Source organism: Bradyrhizobium sp. 27S5 (assembly GCF_037217225.1).
In the GTDB taxonomy this organism is placed as follows: domain Bacteria; phylum Pseudomonadota; class Alphaproteobacteria; order Rhizobiales; family Xanthobacteraceae; genus Bradyrhizobium; species Bradyrhizobium septentrionale.
On the sequence record NZ_CP147714.1, the window covers coordinates 2,474,558 to 2,490,553 of the forward strand.

10 protein-coding genes are annotated in these 15,996 nt (G+C 64.7%); 8 read left to right on the top strand and 2 right to left on the bottom strand.

Going from position 1 to position 15,996, the window contains the following annotated elements:
- Positions 1 to 84: 84 nt before the first annotated feature.
- From WDM24_RS11650 to WDM24_RS11660, 3 genes are read left to right on the top strand one after another with little or no spacing between them, the layout of a single operon-like run.
- Positions 85 to 939, top strand: coding sequence for an ABC transporter ATP-binding protein (locus WDM24_RS11650; protein ID WP_338831314.1), 855 nt, complete (start codon positions 85 to 87; stop codon positions 937 to 939).
- 2 nt (positions 940 to 941) lie between these two features.
- Complete coding sequence (locus WDM24_RS11655) at positions 942 to 1,718, top strand: ABC transporter permease (protein WP_029078219.1); 777 nt, start codon at positions 942 to 944, stop codon at positions 1,716 to 1,718.
- Positions 1,719 to 1,763: 45 nt separating this feature from the next.
- Positions 1,764 to 2,789 carry an ABC transporter substrate-binding protein gene (locus tag WDM24_RS11660; protein ID WP_338831315.1) on the top strand — a complete coding sequence of 342 codons (1,026 nt, stop codon included), beginning with the start codon at positions 1,764 to 1,766 and terminating at the stop codon, positions 2,787 to 2,789.
- A gap of 142 nt (positions 2,790 to 2,931) precedes the next feature.
- Here the strand turns inward: WDM24_RS11660 and WDM24_RS11665 are convergent, their stop codons facing one another.
- Entirely contained in the window at positions 2,932 to 4,098 is a 1,167-nt protein-coding gene (locus WDM24_RS11665) for an integrase core domain-containing protein (protein ID WP_224496526.1), read from the bottom strand.
- A 233-nt stretch (positions 4,099 to 4,331) separates the two neighbouring features.
- Between WDM24_RS11665 and WDM24_RS11670 the strand changes: the two genes are divergently transcribed.
- The 3 genes from WDM24_RS11670 to WDM24_RS11680 all read left to right on the top strand — a co-directional run bounded on the left by WDM24_RS11670 (position 4,332) and on the right by WDM24_RS11680 (position 10,510).
- Positions 4,332 to 5,774 (top strand): amidohydrolase family protein, encoded by a 1,443-nt coding sequence (locus WDM24_RS11670; protein WP_338831316.1) that lies wholly within the window; start codon positions 4,332 to 4,334, stop codon positions 5,772 to 5,774.
- A 139-nt stretch (positions 5,775 to 5,913) separates the two neighbouring features.
- A complete protein-coding gene (locus WDM24_RS11675; protein ID WP_338831317.1) occupies positions 5,914 to 9,216 on the top strand; it encodes a carboxyl transferase domain-containing protein in 3,303 nt (1,100 codons plus the stop codon).
- A 328-nt stretch (positions 9,217 to 9,544) separates the two neighbouring features.
- The gene (locus WDM24_RS11680) at positions 9,545 to 10,510 is read left to right on the top strand and encodes an IS110 family transposase (RefSeq protein WP_338828278.1); all 966 of its coding nucleotides are present in this window, start codon (positions 9,545 to 9,547) and stop codon (positions 10,508 to 10,510) included.
- 680 nt (positions 10,511 to 11,190) lie between these two features.
- Here WDM24_RS11680 and WDM24_RS11685 read toward each other — a convergent pair.
- The gene (locus tag WDM24_RS11685) at positions 11,191 to 12,825 is read right to left on the bottom strand and encodes an NAD(P)/FAD-dependent oxidoreductase (protein WP_338831318.1); all 1,635 of its coding nucleotides are present in this window, start codon (positions 12,823 to 12,825) and stop codon (positions 11,191 to 11,193) included.
- 237 nt (positions 12,826 to 13,062) lie between these two features.
- Here WDM24_RS11685 and WDM24_RS11690 point away from each other — a divergent pair, with 237 nt between their 5' ends.
- Together WDM24_RS11690 and WDM24_RS11695 are read left to right on the top strand one after the other, a co-directional pair.
- Positions 13,063 to 14,280, top strand: coding sequence for a cytochrome P450 (locus tag WDM24_RS11690; RefSeq protein WP_338831319.1), 1,218 nt, complete (start codon positions 13,063 to 13,065; stop codon positions 14,278 to 14,280).
- Positions 14,281 to 14,397: 117 nt separating this feature from the next.
- The gene (locus WDM24_RS11695; RefSeq protein WP_338831320.1) at positions 14,398 to 15,996 is read left to right on the top strand and encodes a GMC family oxidoreductase; all 1,599 of its coding nucleotides are present in this window, start codon (positions 14,398 to 14,400) and stop codon (positions 15,994 to 15,996) included.

Consider the following 15,996-nt stretch of genomic DNA (forward strand, 5'->3'; position numbering starts at 1 on the left):
CCGCCTGGAAATCGCGCGATCCCCTTGATTTTCAACGGGGCGGCCGCTGGCATCCAGCTTGCATGCACTTTGCTCGTGATGCGCATGCAACCAAACACCGAATTTGCCGGCGAGCCTGTCGCCGCCGGATCGGCGCCGACCGCGATCGAGCTGTCGGAAGCCTCCGTGACCTTCGGCCGCGGCGCCCGCGCCGTGCCGGCTCTGTCCACAACCACGCTGCGGATTGCCGACGGCGAGTTCGTCGCACTGGTCGGTCCGTCCGGCTGCGGCAAGTCCACCATCCTGCGGCTGGTGTCGGGCCTGGTGCGGCCGACCACCGGCGTCGTCATCGTCGGCGGCCGCGAGGTCGCGGCGCGCGCGATGCGGGTCGGCATGGCGTTCCAGAACCCGACCATGCTGCCGTGGATGACGATCGAAAAGAACATCATGCTGCCGCTGAAGATCGTCGAGCCGTTCCGCTCGCAGTTCCGCCGGCTGCGCAAGACCGAGTTCCGCGACAAGGCCAATGCGCTGCTCGAGCAGGTTGGGCTGAAAGGGTTTGGCGGCCGCTATCCCTGGCAGCTCTCCGGCGGCATGCTCCAGCGCGCCAATCTGTGCCGCGCGCTGATCCACGAGCCGCGCATGCTGCTGCTCGACGAGCCATTCGGCGCGCTCGACCAGTTCACCCGCGAGGAGCTGTGGGGAATCCTGCAAGAGCTCTGGATGACGCACAAGCCGACTGTGCTGCTGGTCACCCATGACCTGCGCGAGGCCGGCTTCCTCGCCAGCCGCATCTGCGTGATGAGCGCGCGGCCCGGCCGCGTCCTCGACGACTCCAGCGTCGACTTCGCCCGCCCGCGCACCGTGGCGATGACGTTTGAGCCCGAGTTCGTCGCGCTCAACCAGAAACTCCGCGCCTTCATCGTCGATGCGCGCACCGCTGCGCAAGGGGGAGCCTGACCATGTCCGTGTCAGATATCAGGCAGAAGGCCTGGTCCGCGGCCCTGATCGTGCTGTTCTTCGTCGCCTGGGAGCTGTTCTGCCTGATGACGGGGATGTCGGACCTGGTGCTGCCGCGGCCGTCGCAGATCTTCGTCACGCTGTTCGAGAAATTCCCGATCCTGTGGCCGCACATCATCCAGACCTTGGTGACGACCATGATCGGCTTCGTGCTCGGCGTGGCACTTGGCGTTGCGCTCGGCGCGGTGATCGGCGTGTCAAAGACCGCCTACGACACCTGCTATCCGCTGCTGGTCGGCTTCTCGTCGATCCCGAAGGTCGCTGTGGTGCCGATCTTCGTGCTGTGGTTCGGCTCCGGCACGGTGCCGGCGGTGTTGACCTCGCTGTCGATCTGCTTCTTCCCGATCGTCGTCAACATCGCCACCGGCCTTGCCACCACCGAGCCCGAGCTCGAGGACGTCCTGAAGGCGCTCGGCGCCAGCAAGTTCGACATCCTCTGGAATGTCGGGCTGCCGCGGACGATGCCGTTCTTCTTTGCCTCGCTGAAGGTCGCGGTCTCCTACGCCTTCGTCGGCGCCGTGCTGTCGGAGACCGTCGCCTCGAACCGCGGCATCGGCAATGTGATGATGACCGCGTCCTCCAATTTCAACGTGCCGCTGGTGTTCGCCGGGCTGTTCGTGCTCGCCGGCCTCGGCGTCGCGCTCTACGTCCTGTTCTCGCTGATCGAGGGCCAGGTCACGGGCTGGGCGACGCGCAAGGACAATGTCATCGCCACCTGAAGGTTGTTTCGTCCATCGCCGTTCACTGGAGTTGAGGAGGTCGTCATGCTGAAGACAATAAGCGCTGCGCTCGTGGGGTTGGCTCTGGTCGCGGGAGCGGCGCGCGCCGAGGAAACCACCATCAAGTTCACGCTGGGCTGGAAGACGCAAGGATCGGACGCCGCGTTCTTCTATGCGAAGGACAACGGCTACTTCAAAGAAGAAGGCCTCAACGTCGTGATCGACCAGGGCGAGGGCTCCGGTGCGACCGTGACGCGCATCATGTCCGGCGCCTATGACGCCGGCTTCGGCGACGTCAACGCCATCATCCAGAACGCCTCGACCAAGCCGCAGGATGCGCCGGTGATGGTCTACATGATGTGGAACCAGCCGCCGTTCGCGATCGTCGCCAAGAATTCGAGCGGCATCAAGTCCATCAAGGATTTCGAGGGCCATACGCTCGGTGGCGCGCAGGGCACGCCGACCACGCGGCTCCTGCCGGTGTTCGTGCACAAGAACGGGCTCGACGGCGAGAAGATCAAGATCTCCAACATGGCGCCGAACCTGCAGGAGCCGATGCTGATCAAGGGCGACATCGATGCCGCGCTGGTCTTCAACATCACGAGCTACTTCAACCTGGTGCTGAACCGCCAGGATCCCGACAAGGACTTCAAATGGTTCTCGTTCGGCGACTACGGGCTCGACCTCTATTCCAACGGCGTGATGGTGTCGCGCAAGCTGATCGCCTCGAACCCGAAGGCGGTGGCCGGCCTGGTCCGCGCCATCAACAAGGGCGCGATCGCGGTTGCCAAGGATCAGAATGCCGGCATGAAGGCGGCGCTCAACTATGACAATCTGATCAATGTCGATGTCGAGAAGCGCCGGCTGCAATACTCCTTCGAGAAGCTGATCGTCTCGCCGGAGATGAAGGACATCGGTGTCGGCGACATCAAGGACGACCGCATGGTGCGCAACATCGGTTTCATCGTCGAAGGCTACCAGCTCGCCCGCGCGCCGACCCCGGCCGAAGTGTTCTCGCGCGAATTCCTGCCGCCGCGCGCGGAGCGCGAGCTGGTGTACACTGCGAATTGACGCAGGTGAGCCAAGCTCCCGTCGCATCGGAAGTATGCTCCCTCTCCCGCTTGCGGGGGAGGGCCGGGGTGGGGGCTCTATCCACTGTTCAACCGGCATGATTCCCGACATTTTGGACCGGCATGATCCCCGACAGTTTGGGTTAAGCGGTCTGTTCGCCCGGTTCGCGCAGCCCCTCACGAGGCGGAGCGAACCGGGTGAACAGGCCGCGGCGGTCGATGAGACCGACGTCGAGGTCGCAGAAGCGGACGACGTGGTCACCGGTATCGAGTTCGGCGATGCCGACAAGTTCGTTCACCAGCGCCTGACCGATAAAGACGAACTTGCCTTTCCATTTAATCTCCCCATTGCCGCGAACACGGCGGGCCTGGTGATCGGCGTCATACCAGGGGTCTTGCTCGCGATCCGGCATGGTGCGTTGAGATGCTCGATAGGCGTCCTCCGGCGGCCGTTGGCCCAGCGCTTCGTGAGGACGTTCCTTATTGTAATGCTCTCGGAAGGCGTCAAAGCGGGCCTGTTGCTCGGACGCATTATCTGCCGGTGGGCTCGATGTTTGCGCCTTCAAGGTGCGATGCATGCGCTCATGGCGACCGTTCTCCTGCGGCGAGGCCGGACGGATGAAGTGCGGCGTAATGCCGAGCTTCAGCCACCAGACCGACAATGTGGTGAGACCGCCGGCGCCGCGCGAGCCGAACGGCGAACCATTGTCGCAGCGGATTGCCCGCGGCAGGCCATGCTCGCGGAAAGCCCTCTCGAAGCGGGGGCGGACGCCCTCGGTCGTCGGTGCGACGATCTGCAGTTCGATCAGGAAGCGACTGTGGCTGTCAGCCACCGTCAACGGATCAATCCGGCACTGGTCGCGGGTGCGGAACCAACCCTTGAAGTCCACGCTCCACTCGTCGTTCGGCTCCTGCACCGGCGTGCAGGGACGCCGCTGGTCGAGCGGACGGCGGCGGCGCTTCACCGGCGAGATCAGCCCCGCGCGCTTGAGAATGCTCCCAATCGTCGACGCCGCCGGCCAATCGATCTCCGGCGCCTGGCGGTCAAGCAGGGCGAGCAGCTTGCGCGGTCCCAGATAGGGAAAGCGCTGCCGAGCCGCGATCACCTTCTCTGCAATCGCCGCATCGGTCGTTTGTCGGCATTGCTGCGGCGCGTGCGAACGGTCCCTGAACCACTCCGGATCGCCGCTCTGCTTCCGCTGGCGCCATGCGTAAAACGTGTCGCGGCAGATACCGTGACGGCGGCACAACTCCGACACGCTCCAGTTCCCGCTCTCGTACTCCATAAGCATCCGGATACGCTCTTCCATCCGACTGGTCTCTCTGAACGGCATCGTCGGGCCCTCCCGCCGATGCTTCTAGAAACCTGTCGGCAATCATGCCGGTCTAAACTGTCGGGTATCTATCCGGTCTGTACCCACGAGTCGCATCGTGGAGAAAGCCCCCACCCGCCGCGCTCTGGCGCGCAAGAGCGCTGCCGAGCGCGTCGACCTCCCCCGCAAGCGGGAGAGGTGAAGCGAGCCCGCGGAGGAGAAGAGAGACCATGACGATGGACGTCACGGCAACCCGCTTGTTCTCCGGTCCTGACCGCGGCATCCGCCATAATGTCGTGCTCCGTCACGACGGCGGCGTCATCACCGATATCTCCGAAGCCGCGAGCCCAGCGGCAGGCCCGCGCTCCCTCATCCTTCCCGCCTTCGTCAACGCCCACGACCACGCCCGTCCGCGGGCATCCAGCTTCGGCGCGGTCGGCATGCCGCTGGAGAGCTGGATCCTGCGCACGGTGGTCGGCACGCCGGTCGATCCTTACCTCACCGCGGCCTCGGCGCTCGCGCGCGCCGCGCAGGCCGGCTGCGCGGCGATGATGGTGCATTACACCCGGCCGAGCGGCACCATGCCGCTGCTCGACGAAACCAGGGCGATTGCGCGGGCCGCCGGCGATGTCGGCATCCGGATCGCCTTCGCGATCGCGGTGCGCGACCAGAACCCGATCGTCTATGGCGACGGCGAGCCGGTGCTGTCGGCCCTCGACAGCGACGATCGCAAGACGATCGAAAAACTGTTCGTCCGCGCGCCGATGTCGCCGAAGGCCTATATCGAGCTGACCGACGCCATCGCCGCGGCGATCGGCGGGCCGAAGGTCGATGTGCAGCTTGGACCGGCGGGCGTGCAGTGGTGCTCGAAGCCGCTGCTGGAGGCGGTCGCGGAGAATTCCGCGCAGACCGGCCGCCGCATCCACATGCATCTGCTCGAGACGATCTATCAGCGCGCCTGGGCGGATGAGCATTTTCCTGATGGCATCGTCCGCTATCTCCATGACATCGGCTTTCTCTCCGAGCGGCTGACGCTCGCGCATTGCATCCATGCCCGGCCCGACGAGATCGAGATGATCGCGGCGTCAGGCGCGCGCATCGTCACCAATTTCTCCTCCAATTTGCATCTGCGCTCCGGGCTGGCGCCGATCGCGGCGGCGCACGCTTGCGGCTGCGCGATTGCGGTCGGCGTCGATGGTCTGGCGCTCGATGAGGATGACGATGTGCTGCGCGAGATGCGCCTCGTGCAGATGATGCACGGCGGTCTCGGCTTTCAGCGCACCTGGACCCCGCACGAATTCTTCGCGCTCGCGATCCGCAACGGCCGCCGTGTCACCGGCGGGCCGGGGACAGGCGAGCTTGCCGTCGGTGCGCCGGCCGATTTCGTCAGCATCGATCTCGACCGTCTCGAGGGCGATCAGATATTGCCGGCTGATCCGCTGGATTTGCTATTCGCGCGCGGCAATGCGTCGCTGGTCCGGGACGTGGTCGTCGACGGACGCACCATCGTCAGCAATGGTCGGTGCGTGGGTGTCGACCTTCCTGCTATCGAGCAGGAACTGCGCGGCCTCTACCGCGCGAGCGCTGCTACATACGCGCATGTGCTGCGCGCATGGCCGCGTCTTTCAGTATCGTTGCAAAACTGGTTCGAGACACAACTCACCTGCAACTAGGCTGAGAGCATTCGCCTCGCATCGCGCGGCAAGCGCGGTCGGCCTCGCGCGAATTCCGTCAAACGGAAGAAAATTCCACTTGCAACACTTTCGGCGCACGGCTTCAAGTTCAAACAGAAGCGCAAGGCTGGAATCGATCATGTCCTTCAAGAAATTGCTGATTGCCAACCGCGGTGAGATCGCCATCCGCATCGCCCGTGCCGCGGCCGAGAGCGGCCTTGCCACGGTCGCCATCTATCCCGCCGACGATGCGGCCTCGTTGCACGTCCGCGCCGCCGACGACGCCCGCGAGATCCCCGGCCGCGGCGCGCGCGCCTATCTGGACATCGAGGCGGTGATCGCGGCGGCCAAGGCTGCGGGCTGCGACGCTCTGCATCCGGGCTATGGCTTCCTCAGCGAGAACACGCAGCTGGCGCGGCGCTGTGCCGAGGAGAAGATCATTTTCGTCGGCCCGTCGCCGGAGGCGCTCGATCTGTTCGGCGACAAGGCCAAGGCAAAGGACCTCGCGAAAAAATGCGGCGTGCCTGTTATCGCCGGCACCGCGGGCGCGACCTCGCTCGACGAGGCCAAGGCCTTCTTCGCCTCGCTCGGCGCGAACGCCGCCGTGATGATCAAGGCGATCGCCGGCGGCGGCGGGCGTGGCATGCGCGTGGTCGAGGATGCCGCAAAACTCGAGGAGGCCTATGCGCGCTGCCAGTCGGAAGCCAAGGCGGCGTTCGGCAACGATGCCGTCTATGTCGAGCGGCTGATCCGCAAGGCGCGCCATATCGAGGTGCAGATCATCGGCGACCGGCACGGCGCGATCAGCCATCTCTGGGAGCGCGAATGCACCATCCAGCGCCGCAACCAGAAGCTCATCGAGGTGGCGCCGAGCCCATCGCTGAGCGACGGCTTGCGCGCCCGCATCATCGAGGCGGCGAAGCAGCTTGCGTCGGCCGCGCGCTACGACAATCTCGGCACCTTCGAATTCCTTGTCGATGACGAGGCCGGGGAGGGTGAGGGCGCCTTCGCCTTCATCGAGGCCAATCCGCGGCTGCAGGTCGAGCACACCGTCACCGAGGCGGTGCTCGGCGTCGATCTCGTCCGATCGCAGCTCGCGGTCGCCGCCAGCGTCACGCTGGCCTCACTTGGGCTGGCGCAGCCCGCGGTACCGCTGCCGCGCGGCTATGCCATGCAGCTCCGCGTCAACATGGAGGTGATGGACGAGCAGGGCGTGACGAAGCCAACCGGCGGCACGCTCAGTGTGTTCGACCTGCCGTCCGGCCCCGGCGTCCGCGTCGATACGTTCGGCTATTCCGGCTATCGCACCAGCGCCGCGTTCGACTCGCTGCTGGCAAAAGTCATCGTGCACTCGCCGAGCCAAAAATGGTCCGACGTGGTGCACAAGGCGTCGCGCACTCTGCGCGAATTCCGCATCGGCGGCGTTGCCACCAACATCCCGTTCCTCGGCGCAATCCTGGCGCATCAGAGTTTTGCCCGGAACAAGATCAGCACCAATTTCATCGATACCCATGTGGCGGCGCTGGTCGGCACGGCCAAGGACCTCGCCGCGCCCCTGGTCGAGGTGAGCGAGGCGCACGCGACCAAAGCTGTCGCCACCGAAGTGGCACCCGAGGGCTCGCTGCCGGTGCCCGCGCCGTTGCAGGGCACGATCGTGGCGATCGAGGTTGCGGAAGGCGATCTGGTCCGTCCCGGCCAGCAGATCGCCGTGCTGGAATCGATGAAGATGGAGCATCTCGTTGCTGCGCCACATGGCGGCCGCGTCACGAAGATCGCGGGCGGTCCCGGCGTCACCCTGATGCATGGCGAGCCGATCCTGTTCCTCGAGCCTGCCGAGGTAGACGGCCATCACGCCGCGGAAGAGGCCGCGATCGATCTCGATCACATCCGCCCTGATCTGGCCGAGCTGATCGCGCGCAAGGCGATCACGCTGGACGAGAACCGCCCGGCCTCGGTCGAGCGCCGCCGCAAGACCAACCAGCGCACCGCGCGCGAGAACATCGCGCAGCTGGTCGATGAGGGCTCGTTCGTCGAATACGGCTCACTCGCGATCGCGGCGCAGCGCCGCCGCCGCAAGGTCGAGGACCTCATCAAGAACACGCCGGCCGACGGGTTGATCTCAGGCGTCGCCACCGTCAACGCGAAAGACTTCGGTCCCGAAGGCGCGCGCTGCATGGTGATCTCCTACGACTACACCGTGCTGGCCGGTACCCAGGGCCATATGAACCACAAGAAGATCGACCGCATGCTCTCGCTGACCGAGCAGTGGCGGCTTCCGCTGGTGTTCTACGCCGAGGGCGGCGGCGGCCGCCCCGGCGATACCGACCGGCTCGGCATGACCGGCCTCGACGGCCCGTCCTTTGTGCAATTCGCAAAGCTCTCCGGGCTCGTGCCTGTTGTCGGCGTGGTCTCCGGCTATTGCTTCGCCGGCAACGCCGCGATGCTCGGTGTCTGCGACGTCATCATCGCGACGAAGAATGCGTCGATCGGCATGGGAGGCCCCGCGATGATCGAGGGCGGCGGGCTCGGAGTCTATCATCCGGCCGAGGTCGGCCCTGTCTCGTTCCAGTCGCCGAATGGCGTGATCGACATCCTCGTGGAGGACGAGGAAGAGGCGACGGCGGTGGCGCAGAAATATCTGTCCTACTTCCAGGGCGCGGTGAAAGACTGGACCGCGCCGGACCAGCGGCTGCTGCGCCGGGCGATCCCGGAAAATCGGCTGCGGGTCTACGACATCCGCACCGTGATCGATCTGATCGCCGACGAAGGCTCGGTGCTGGAGATCCGGCGCGATTTCGGCGTCGGCATGATCACCGCCTTCATCCGCATCGAAGGCAAGCCGTTCGGCCTGATCGCCAACAATCCAAAGCATCTTGGCGGCGCGATCGATGCTGCGGCCGGCGACAAGGCCGCGCGCTTCATGCAGCTGTGCGACGCCTTCGACATCCCGATCGTCTCGCTGTGCGACACGCCGGGCTTCATGGTCGGCCCGGAGGCCGAGAAGACCGCGATCGTGCGCCATGTCGCGCGGATGTTCGTCACCGGCGCCAGCATCACGGTGCCGCTGTTCGGTGTGGTGCTGCGCAAGGGCTACGGTCTCGGCGCGCAATCGATGATCGGCGGCGGCTTCCACGCCTCGTTCTTCACGGTGGCGTGGCCGACCGGCGAATTCGGCGGCATGGGTCTCGAAGGCTATGTCCGCCTCGGCTTCCGCAAGGAGATGGAAGCGATCGCGGATCCCCTCGAGCGCGAGAAATATTTCCAGACCAAGGTCGCCGAGCTCTACGCCAACGGCAAGGCGGTTTCGATCGCCTCGGTCTTGGAGATCGACGAGGTGATCGACCCCGCCGACACCAGGCACTGGATCATGGCCGGCCTGCGCTCGGTGCCGAAGCCGGAGCCGCGGACCCACCGCAAAAGGCCGTGTATCGACGCGTGGTGAGTGCTTCTACGTGAGGTAAGCACGCTGCGCAGATGCGTAGGATGGGTAGAGCGAAGCGAAACCCATCAATTCTTCATCCGCGGCGCAAATGATGGGTATCGCTTCGCTCCACCCATCCTTGTATTAGCGCGCTGGGTTAGACTGGCCTCGTTCCGTGAGGAATGGCCCAGCTCGGGTGGCCGCCCGGGCTGGGCCGCTGATCGATCGGATCGATACCCATCGAAGCCTTGAAGGCTGTTATTCGTAGCAAGATCGCGATCGGCACTTCATCGGGACCCGCATGGTTGAACGAACTTTAGGTTCGCATCACAAGGGAGGGTCGAGGAAGATGGCCAAGCGTATCACAATCTGTGCCGGAATCGATATTGGCAAACGGAAGCTCGACGTGGCGCTCGACGACGGCTCGGAGCAGCTGCAGGTGGAGAACACGGCGGAAGGTTACAAGACGCTGTTGGAGTGGCTTGGGCGCCATAAGGTCAGGCGAATTGGGATCGAGGCGAGCGGTGGCTATGAGCAGCCGGTCGTCGTCGAGCTGCGGCGCAAGCGGTTTGTCGTCGTGGTGTTCCAGCCGGCGCAAGTGCGTGCCTATGCCAAATACCGCGGGCAGCGTGCCAAGAACGATCGGATCGATGCCGCGCTGATCGCCGCATGCACCGCTGCGGTCAAGAAGATCCACCCGGCACCCGATGCAAGATTGCCGCCCTTGGCCGGGCATCTGACGCTGATCGATCAGATCGGAGAAGATATCGCGCGGTTCAAGAACCGGCTCGAGAGCTGCCGCGACGCGCGTATCCAAAAGCTCTGGAAGGACGACATCGCCCGTCTGGCCAAGCGCGAACGAGTCGAGTTCAAGGCTCTGGTGGCAGCGATCCGCAAGCAGCACGATCTCGCCGCTCGGCTCGACCTGATCTACAGCGTCGGTGGGGCCGGGCTGCCGACTGCGGTCTCCGTCCTGGTCCGGATGCCCGAGATCGGCCAGGTCAGCCGCGAGCAGGCCGCAGCACTTGCGGGCCTTGCGCCTTATGACGACGACAGCGGCGAACACATCGGCGCTCGTCACATCGACGGTGGACGCAAACGTCTGCGCCATGCGCTCTATGCTGCGGCGCTGGCGGCGTCTTTCCGCTGGAATCCGCAGCTCATGGCCCTGTACAAACGATTGATCGCCGCCGGCAAAGGCCACAAGCGTGCCCTGATCGCCTGCGCCAGGAAGTTGCTCATCTTCATCAACACCGTGGTGGCCCGAGCGACCCCTTGGCAAGCTCACTTGCCAGTCGTCGCCCCGGCGACCTGAAGCGTTTCTTTGTTCGATCGGGGCACCGTTTCTTCGTCCCGACCTGCCGTCACAAGGACGCCGCGCACAGCGGCCGTCAAGGATGGCCGTCGCTCAAATGCTGCCACATCCCACCCTCGACAGGCCACGCCTTGATGGCCGCGAGCACGGCGTCAGTCTCAACGGCGATCGGGCAATTCAATCGCACACAACCGAAAGAGCTAATGGTTGCTACGGGGGTGAATTCGGATAGCGCGCGTCGTGCGGCACCCCTCTCCCTAACCCTCCCCCGCAAGGGGGGAGGGAACCCTGCCGCCGGTGCGTCCCTCACGCGCCAATCACTGAGTTGCCCGACGTGGCAAAGCACGGATAATCATGTCGCGAGAATGCGAAGCTGTGTCCCCATCCTCATCTGTCATCGCCCGGCTTGACCGGGCGATCCAGTACGCCGCGGCCTCTCGGTCGAAGCACCGCTGCCTCTGGAATACTGGATCACCCGCATGCGCGGGTGATGACACCGAATGCTTGGCTGTTTGACGGTTAAATCAGCTCTAAGCTCTGTCATGCCCGCGCAAAGGCTTCGCCTTTGTCGCTGGAGGTGCGAGCGGAGCGAGCCTCGAAGGGTGCACGGCCCGGCTGGTGGCCGTGCATCCTTCGAGACGCGCTTCGCGCTCCTCAGGATGACGGGTCTGCGCTCCGAACTACCCCAGCCGCAACTCGACATACCCCTGCGCCGCGACCGCGTCGCAGCGTTCGCGATAAGCGGGCGCGCTGCCGCTGTAGCGGGCGACGATGTGGATCTGCTTGCCCTCGACGTTGCGGTTGATGCCGGTCATCCAGGAATCGACCTCGTTGGACAGCAGGCCTGTGCCGAGCGCCTTGACATGATCGGTCCAGGCGGCGGTGCCCTCGGGCGTGGCGTCGAGCAAGGTCAGGCCGTTCGCCTGCGCAAAGCGGATCAGGCCGGTGACCCAGTCGACGCTGTATTCGATGCTGCGCGGGATGTTGCCGAGCGCGGTGTGCGGGCCCATCAGCATCATCATGTTGGGGAAGCCGTCGACCATCAGTCCGAGATAGGTTTCCGGGCCGTGCGTCCACTTCTCCTTCAGCCGCGCGCCGTGCGCGCCGCGGAGATCGATCTTGTCGAAACTGCCGGTGATGGCGTCGAAGCCGGTGGCGTAGATGATGATGTCGAAGGCGTAGTCCCTGTCGCTGGTCTTGATGCCCTCGGGCGTGATCTTTTCGATCGGCGTCTCCGAGATGTCGACCAGCTCGACATTGTCGCGGTTGTAGACCTCGTAATAGAAGGTCTCGAGCGGCAGCCGCCGCGTGCCAAAGCCGTGGTTCTTCGGGATCAGTTTCTCGGCTACCGCCTGGTTCTTCACGCGCTCACGGATCTTGCGCGCGACGAAATCGCTGATCGTGGCATTCGCCTTGCGGTCGATCAGGATATCCCTGAAATTGCCCTGCCAGATGCCGAAGCCGCGCTCGCCATAGAGTTTTTCGTAGAACGCCTCGCGTTCGGTGTCGCTGACCTCGAAGGCGCCGCGCGGATCGGGCGTGTGCACGAAGCAGGCGAAGGTCTCCTTGCAGCGCGCAAAGATCTCGGGATAGCCGGCCTTGATCCTGGCTTGCGTCTCGGCGTCGATCTCGCCGTTGTGCAGCGGCGCCGCCCAGTTGGCGGTGCGCTGGAACACGGTGAGGTGCCCGACCTCGCCGGCGATGGTCTGGATGGTCTGGATGCCGGTCGCGCCGGTGCCGATCACCGCGACGCGCTTGCCGGTGAAATCCACCTTCTCTTTCGGCCAGCGCGCGGTGTGAAACGACTGGCCCTTGAAATCGTCGCGGCCCTCGAGGCGCGGCAGGGTCGGTGTCGACAACGGGCCGATCGCGGTGATCAGGAAGCGGCAGGAGTGGCGCGCACCGTTCTCAAGCGTGATCTGCCAGCTTCGTGTGTCGTCCTGGTAGATCGCGGCGGTAATCCGGCTCTCGAACTGGATGTCGCGGCGCAGATCGAACTTGTCGGCGACGTAGTTGCAGTAGCGCAGGGTCTCAGGCTGGCCGGCGAAATGCTCGGACCATTCCCATTCCTGCAACAGCTCCTTCGAGAACGAGTAGCCGTAGGAATAGCTCTCGGAATCGAAGCGCGCGCCGGGATAGCGGTTCCAGTACCAAGTGCCGCCGACGCCGGTGCCGGCCTCGAACACCCGCGTCTTGAGGCCGAGCTCGCGCAGCCGGTAGAGCTGGTACATACCGGACAGGCCGGCGCCGATGATGATGACGTCGTAGTCCAGCGCAGCCGTCTGGGGGGTGTTGTCCTGGCGCAGTGCGGCCACCTGTCGTTGCTCCCTGATCGGTTGATTGCCGGCAAGGCTAGCCGGTCTCACCGCTGTCGACAAACATCGAGGAGCGGGTCAGCCATCGGGATTTGCCGGGTGCGTCGGCCTGTCCACGACATTCCGTGAGGCGGATCGCGGGCTCCACAGCTTTACTCGGCCGCGGGATTCCCTTTATCGTCGGTCCGACAACACGATCGCCCGCCAAGCGGCGACGGAACCAGCGGGAGTGAAGCGATGGGAGAGGCGCTGCCCAGACCCACGTCGATCGACGTCAGCAACCCCCGGCTTTATCAGGACGACATTTGGCGGCCGTTGTTCGCACAGCTCCGCCGCGACGATCCCGTGCATTATTGCGAGGCCTCCGCCTACGGGCCGTACTGGTCGGTGACGCGCTACGACGACATTTTTGCGGTCGAGCTGGATCACGACAACTATTCGTCGGAAATCGGCGGGATTCAGGTGGTCGATCAGCCCAAGGGCCAGGAAATCGCAAATTTCATCAGGATGGATCCGCCGGGCCATACGGCGCAGCGCCGCACGGTGGCCCCCATCGTGGCGCCGTCCAACCTCGCCAATTTCGAGCCGCTGATCCGCAAACGCACCTCTGCTGTGCTCGACGCGCTGCCGCGCAACGAGACCTTCGACTGGGTCGAGCGGGTCTCGACCAATCTCACCAACATGATGCTGGCAACCTTGTTCGATTTTCCCTGGGAAGATCGCATGAAGCTGACCTGGTGGTCCGATGTGGCGATTGCCAACGTCGATTCGCCCGACGCTGTCGTGCATTCGGAGCACGAGCGTTTCGAGGAGATGGTCAAGATGGGCGAGTATTTTCGCAAATTATGGGATGCGCGCGCCGACGCGCCGCCGACCTTCGACCTGATCTCGATGCTGGTGCATTCGGAGGCGACGCGAAACCTGCAACCGCGCGAATTCCTCGGCACGCTGGCGCTTCTGATCGTCGGCGGCAACGACACCACGCGGAATTCGATGTCGGCCGGTCTGATGGCGCTGTGCGAAAGCCCCACGCAGTTCGAGCTGGTCCGCGCCCGCCGCGAGCTGATCCCGAACCTGGTCTCCGAGACCATCCGCTACCACACGCCGGTCCTGCATATGCGCCGTACCGCCCGCAACGATGTCGAGCTCGCCGGCCGCCGGATCAGGAAGGGCGACAAGGTCGTGATGTGGTACATCTCCGGCAACCGCGACGAAGACAAGATCGAGCGTGCCGATGAATTCATCATCGACCGCGCCAAGCCGCGCCAGCATCTCGCCTTCGGCGCCGGTATCCACCGCTGCGTCGGCGACCGCCTCGCCGAGCAGCAACTCCGCATCCTCTGGGAGGAGGTTTTGGCGCGCGACCTCCGCTTTGAGATCATGGGCCCACCACAAAGGCTCTATTCCAATTTCATCCGCGGTATACGAAGCTTGCCGGTGAGAATCGTGAATTGAGGTTGTGGGTTTGTCATTCCGGGATGGTCCGAAGGACCAGACCCGGAATCTCGAGATTCCGGGTTCGATGCAGCGCACCGCCCCGGAATGACGGGATCTCAAGAACAAGGAATCGGAATGAACGATCCCGTTGACGTCCTGATCATCGGCGCCGGCGCCTCCGGTGCCGCGGTGGCCTGGAGCCTCGCCGATACCAGGATGCACATCCTCTGCCTCGATCAGGGCGGCTGGATGAACCCTGCCGAATATCCGAGCACCGGGCGCGACTGGGAGGCGAAGTTCTACGGCGAGTGGTCGTCCAGCCCGAACATCCGCAAGCGGCCCGAGGATTACCCTGTTAACGACGACAATTCGCCGATCAAGGTCGTCAACTTCAACGCGGTCGGCGGCTCGACCGTGATGTACACCGCGCACTGGCCGCGGCTGCATCCGTCCGACTTCAAGGTGAAGACGCTCGACGGCGTCGCCGACGACTGGCCGATCGATTACGACGCGCTGACGCCGTTCTTCGAGGAGAACGATCGCATCATGGGCACGTCGGGCCTGTCGGGCGACCCGCTGTCGCCGCTGTCGCATCCGCCGATGCCGCCGCAGCCGCTCGGGCTGTCAGGCCCGCTGATCGGCAAGGCCATGAACAAGCTCGGCTGGCACTGGTGGCCGTCGGACACCACGGTCGCGACGATGGATTATGAGGGCAGGGCGCGCTGTATCAATCTCGGCCATTGCACGCCGGCCTGCGCGCAGGGCGCCAAGGCCTCGACCGACATCACCTATTGGCCGCACGCGATCCGCGCCGGGGTCGAGGTCAAGACCCATTGCCGGGTGCGCGAGATACTGACCAATGAGCACGGCATGGCCTCCGGCGTCGTCTACTACGACAAGGACGGCGTCGAGCAGTTTCAGCCGGCCGAGGTCGTCATCATCGCCTGCAACGGCGTCGGCACGCCGCGGCTGCTGCTGAACTCGGTGTCAGGGAAATTTCCGAACGGGCTGGCGAACTCGTCCGGCCTGGTCGGCAAGAACCTGATGTTCCACCCCTATGCGCAGATTTACGGCTATGTCGAAGAGCCGACCGATTCCAACCGGGCGCCGCCGACCTGCCTGTGGAGCAAGGAGTGGTATGACACGGATCTGTCGCGCGGCTTCGTCCGCGGCTACGGCGTCCAGTTCGTCCGCGGCGCGGGGCCGGTATTCGAGGCCGTGACGAGCGAGCAGAAGGGCATTCTGCCCTGGGGTAAGGATCATCACCGCGCGTTCCGCAAGCTCAACGGTCATCGGCTCGGATTCTCGGCGATCTGCGAGGACCTTCCCGAGGAGCACAACCGCGTCACGATCGATCCCGTGTTGAAGGACAGCCACGGCATTCCCGCGCCCAGGATCGACTACACGATCAGCGAGAACAGCCGGAAGATGATGGACCATGCGCTGGCGCGTGGCCGCGAAGTGCTCGAAGCCGCCGGCGCAACCGATTTCTGCATCAATGCGCCGATCCCGTGGGGCGGCTGGCATCTGCTCGGCACCGCGCGGATGGGCACCGATCCCGCGCGCTCCGTGGTCAACGAATGGGGCCGCTCGCACGACGTGAAGAACCTCTTCATCGTCGACGGCAGCATCTTCGTCACCTCGGGTGGCGTGAACCCGACCTCCACCATCCAGGCCCTCGCGCTCTACATCGCCGACCAGATGAAGCAGCGCCTCGCCAACCTGTTCGACTGA

Coding starts and splice junctions, on each gene's coding strand:
- WDM24_RS11695 (WP_338831320.1), top strand. CDS start 14,398: ATGAACGATCCCGTTGACGTCCTGATCATCGGCGCCGGCGCCTCCGGT.
- WDM24_RS11675 (WP_338831317.1), top strand. CDS start 5,914: ATGTCCTTCAAGAAATTGCTGATTGCCAACCGCGGTGAGATCGCCATC.
- WDM24_RS11690 (WP_338831319.1), top strand. CDS start 13,063: ATGGGAGAGGCGCTGCCCAGACCCACGTCGATCGACGTCAGCAACCCC.
- WDM24_RS11670 (WP_338831316.1), top strand. CDS start 4,332: ATGACGATGGACGTCACGGCAACCCGCTTGTTCTCCGGTCCTGACCGC.
- WDM24_RS11655 (WP_029078219.1), top strand. CDS start 942: ATGTCCGTGTCAGATATCAGGCAGAAGGCCTGGTCCGCGGCCCTGATC.
- WDM24_RS11680 (WP_338828278.1), top strand. CDS start 9,545: ATGGCCAAGCGTATCACAATCTGTGCCGGAATCGATATTGGCAAACGG.
- WDM24_RS11650 (WP_338831314.1), top strand. CDS start 85: ATGCAACCAAACACCGAATTTGCCGGCGAGCCTGTCGCCGCCGGATCG.
- WDM24_RS11660 (WP_338831315.1), top strand. CDS start 1,764: ATGCTGAAGACAATAAGCGCTGCGCTCGTGGGGTTGGCTCTGGTCGCG.
- WDM24_RS11665 (WP_224496526.1), bottom strand. CDS start 4,098: ATGGAAGAGCGTATCCGGATGCTTATGGAGTACGAGAGCGGGAACTGG.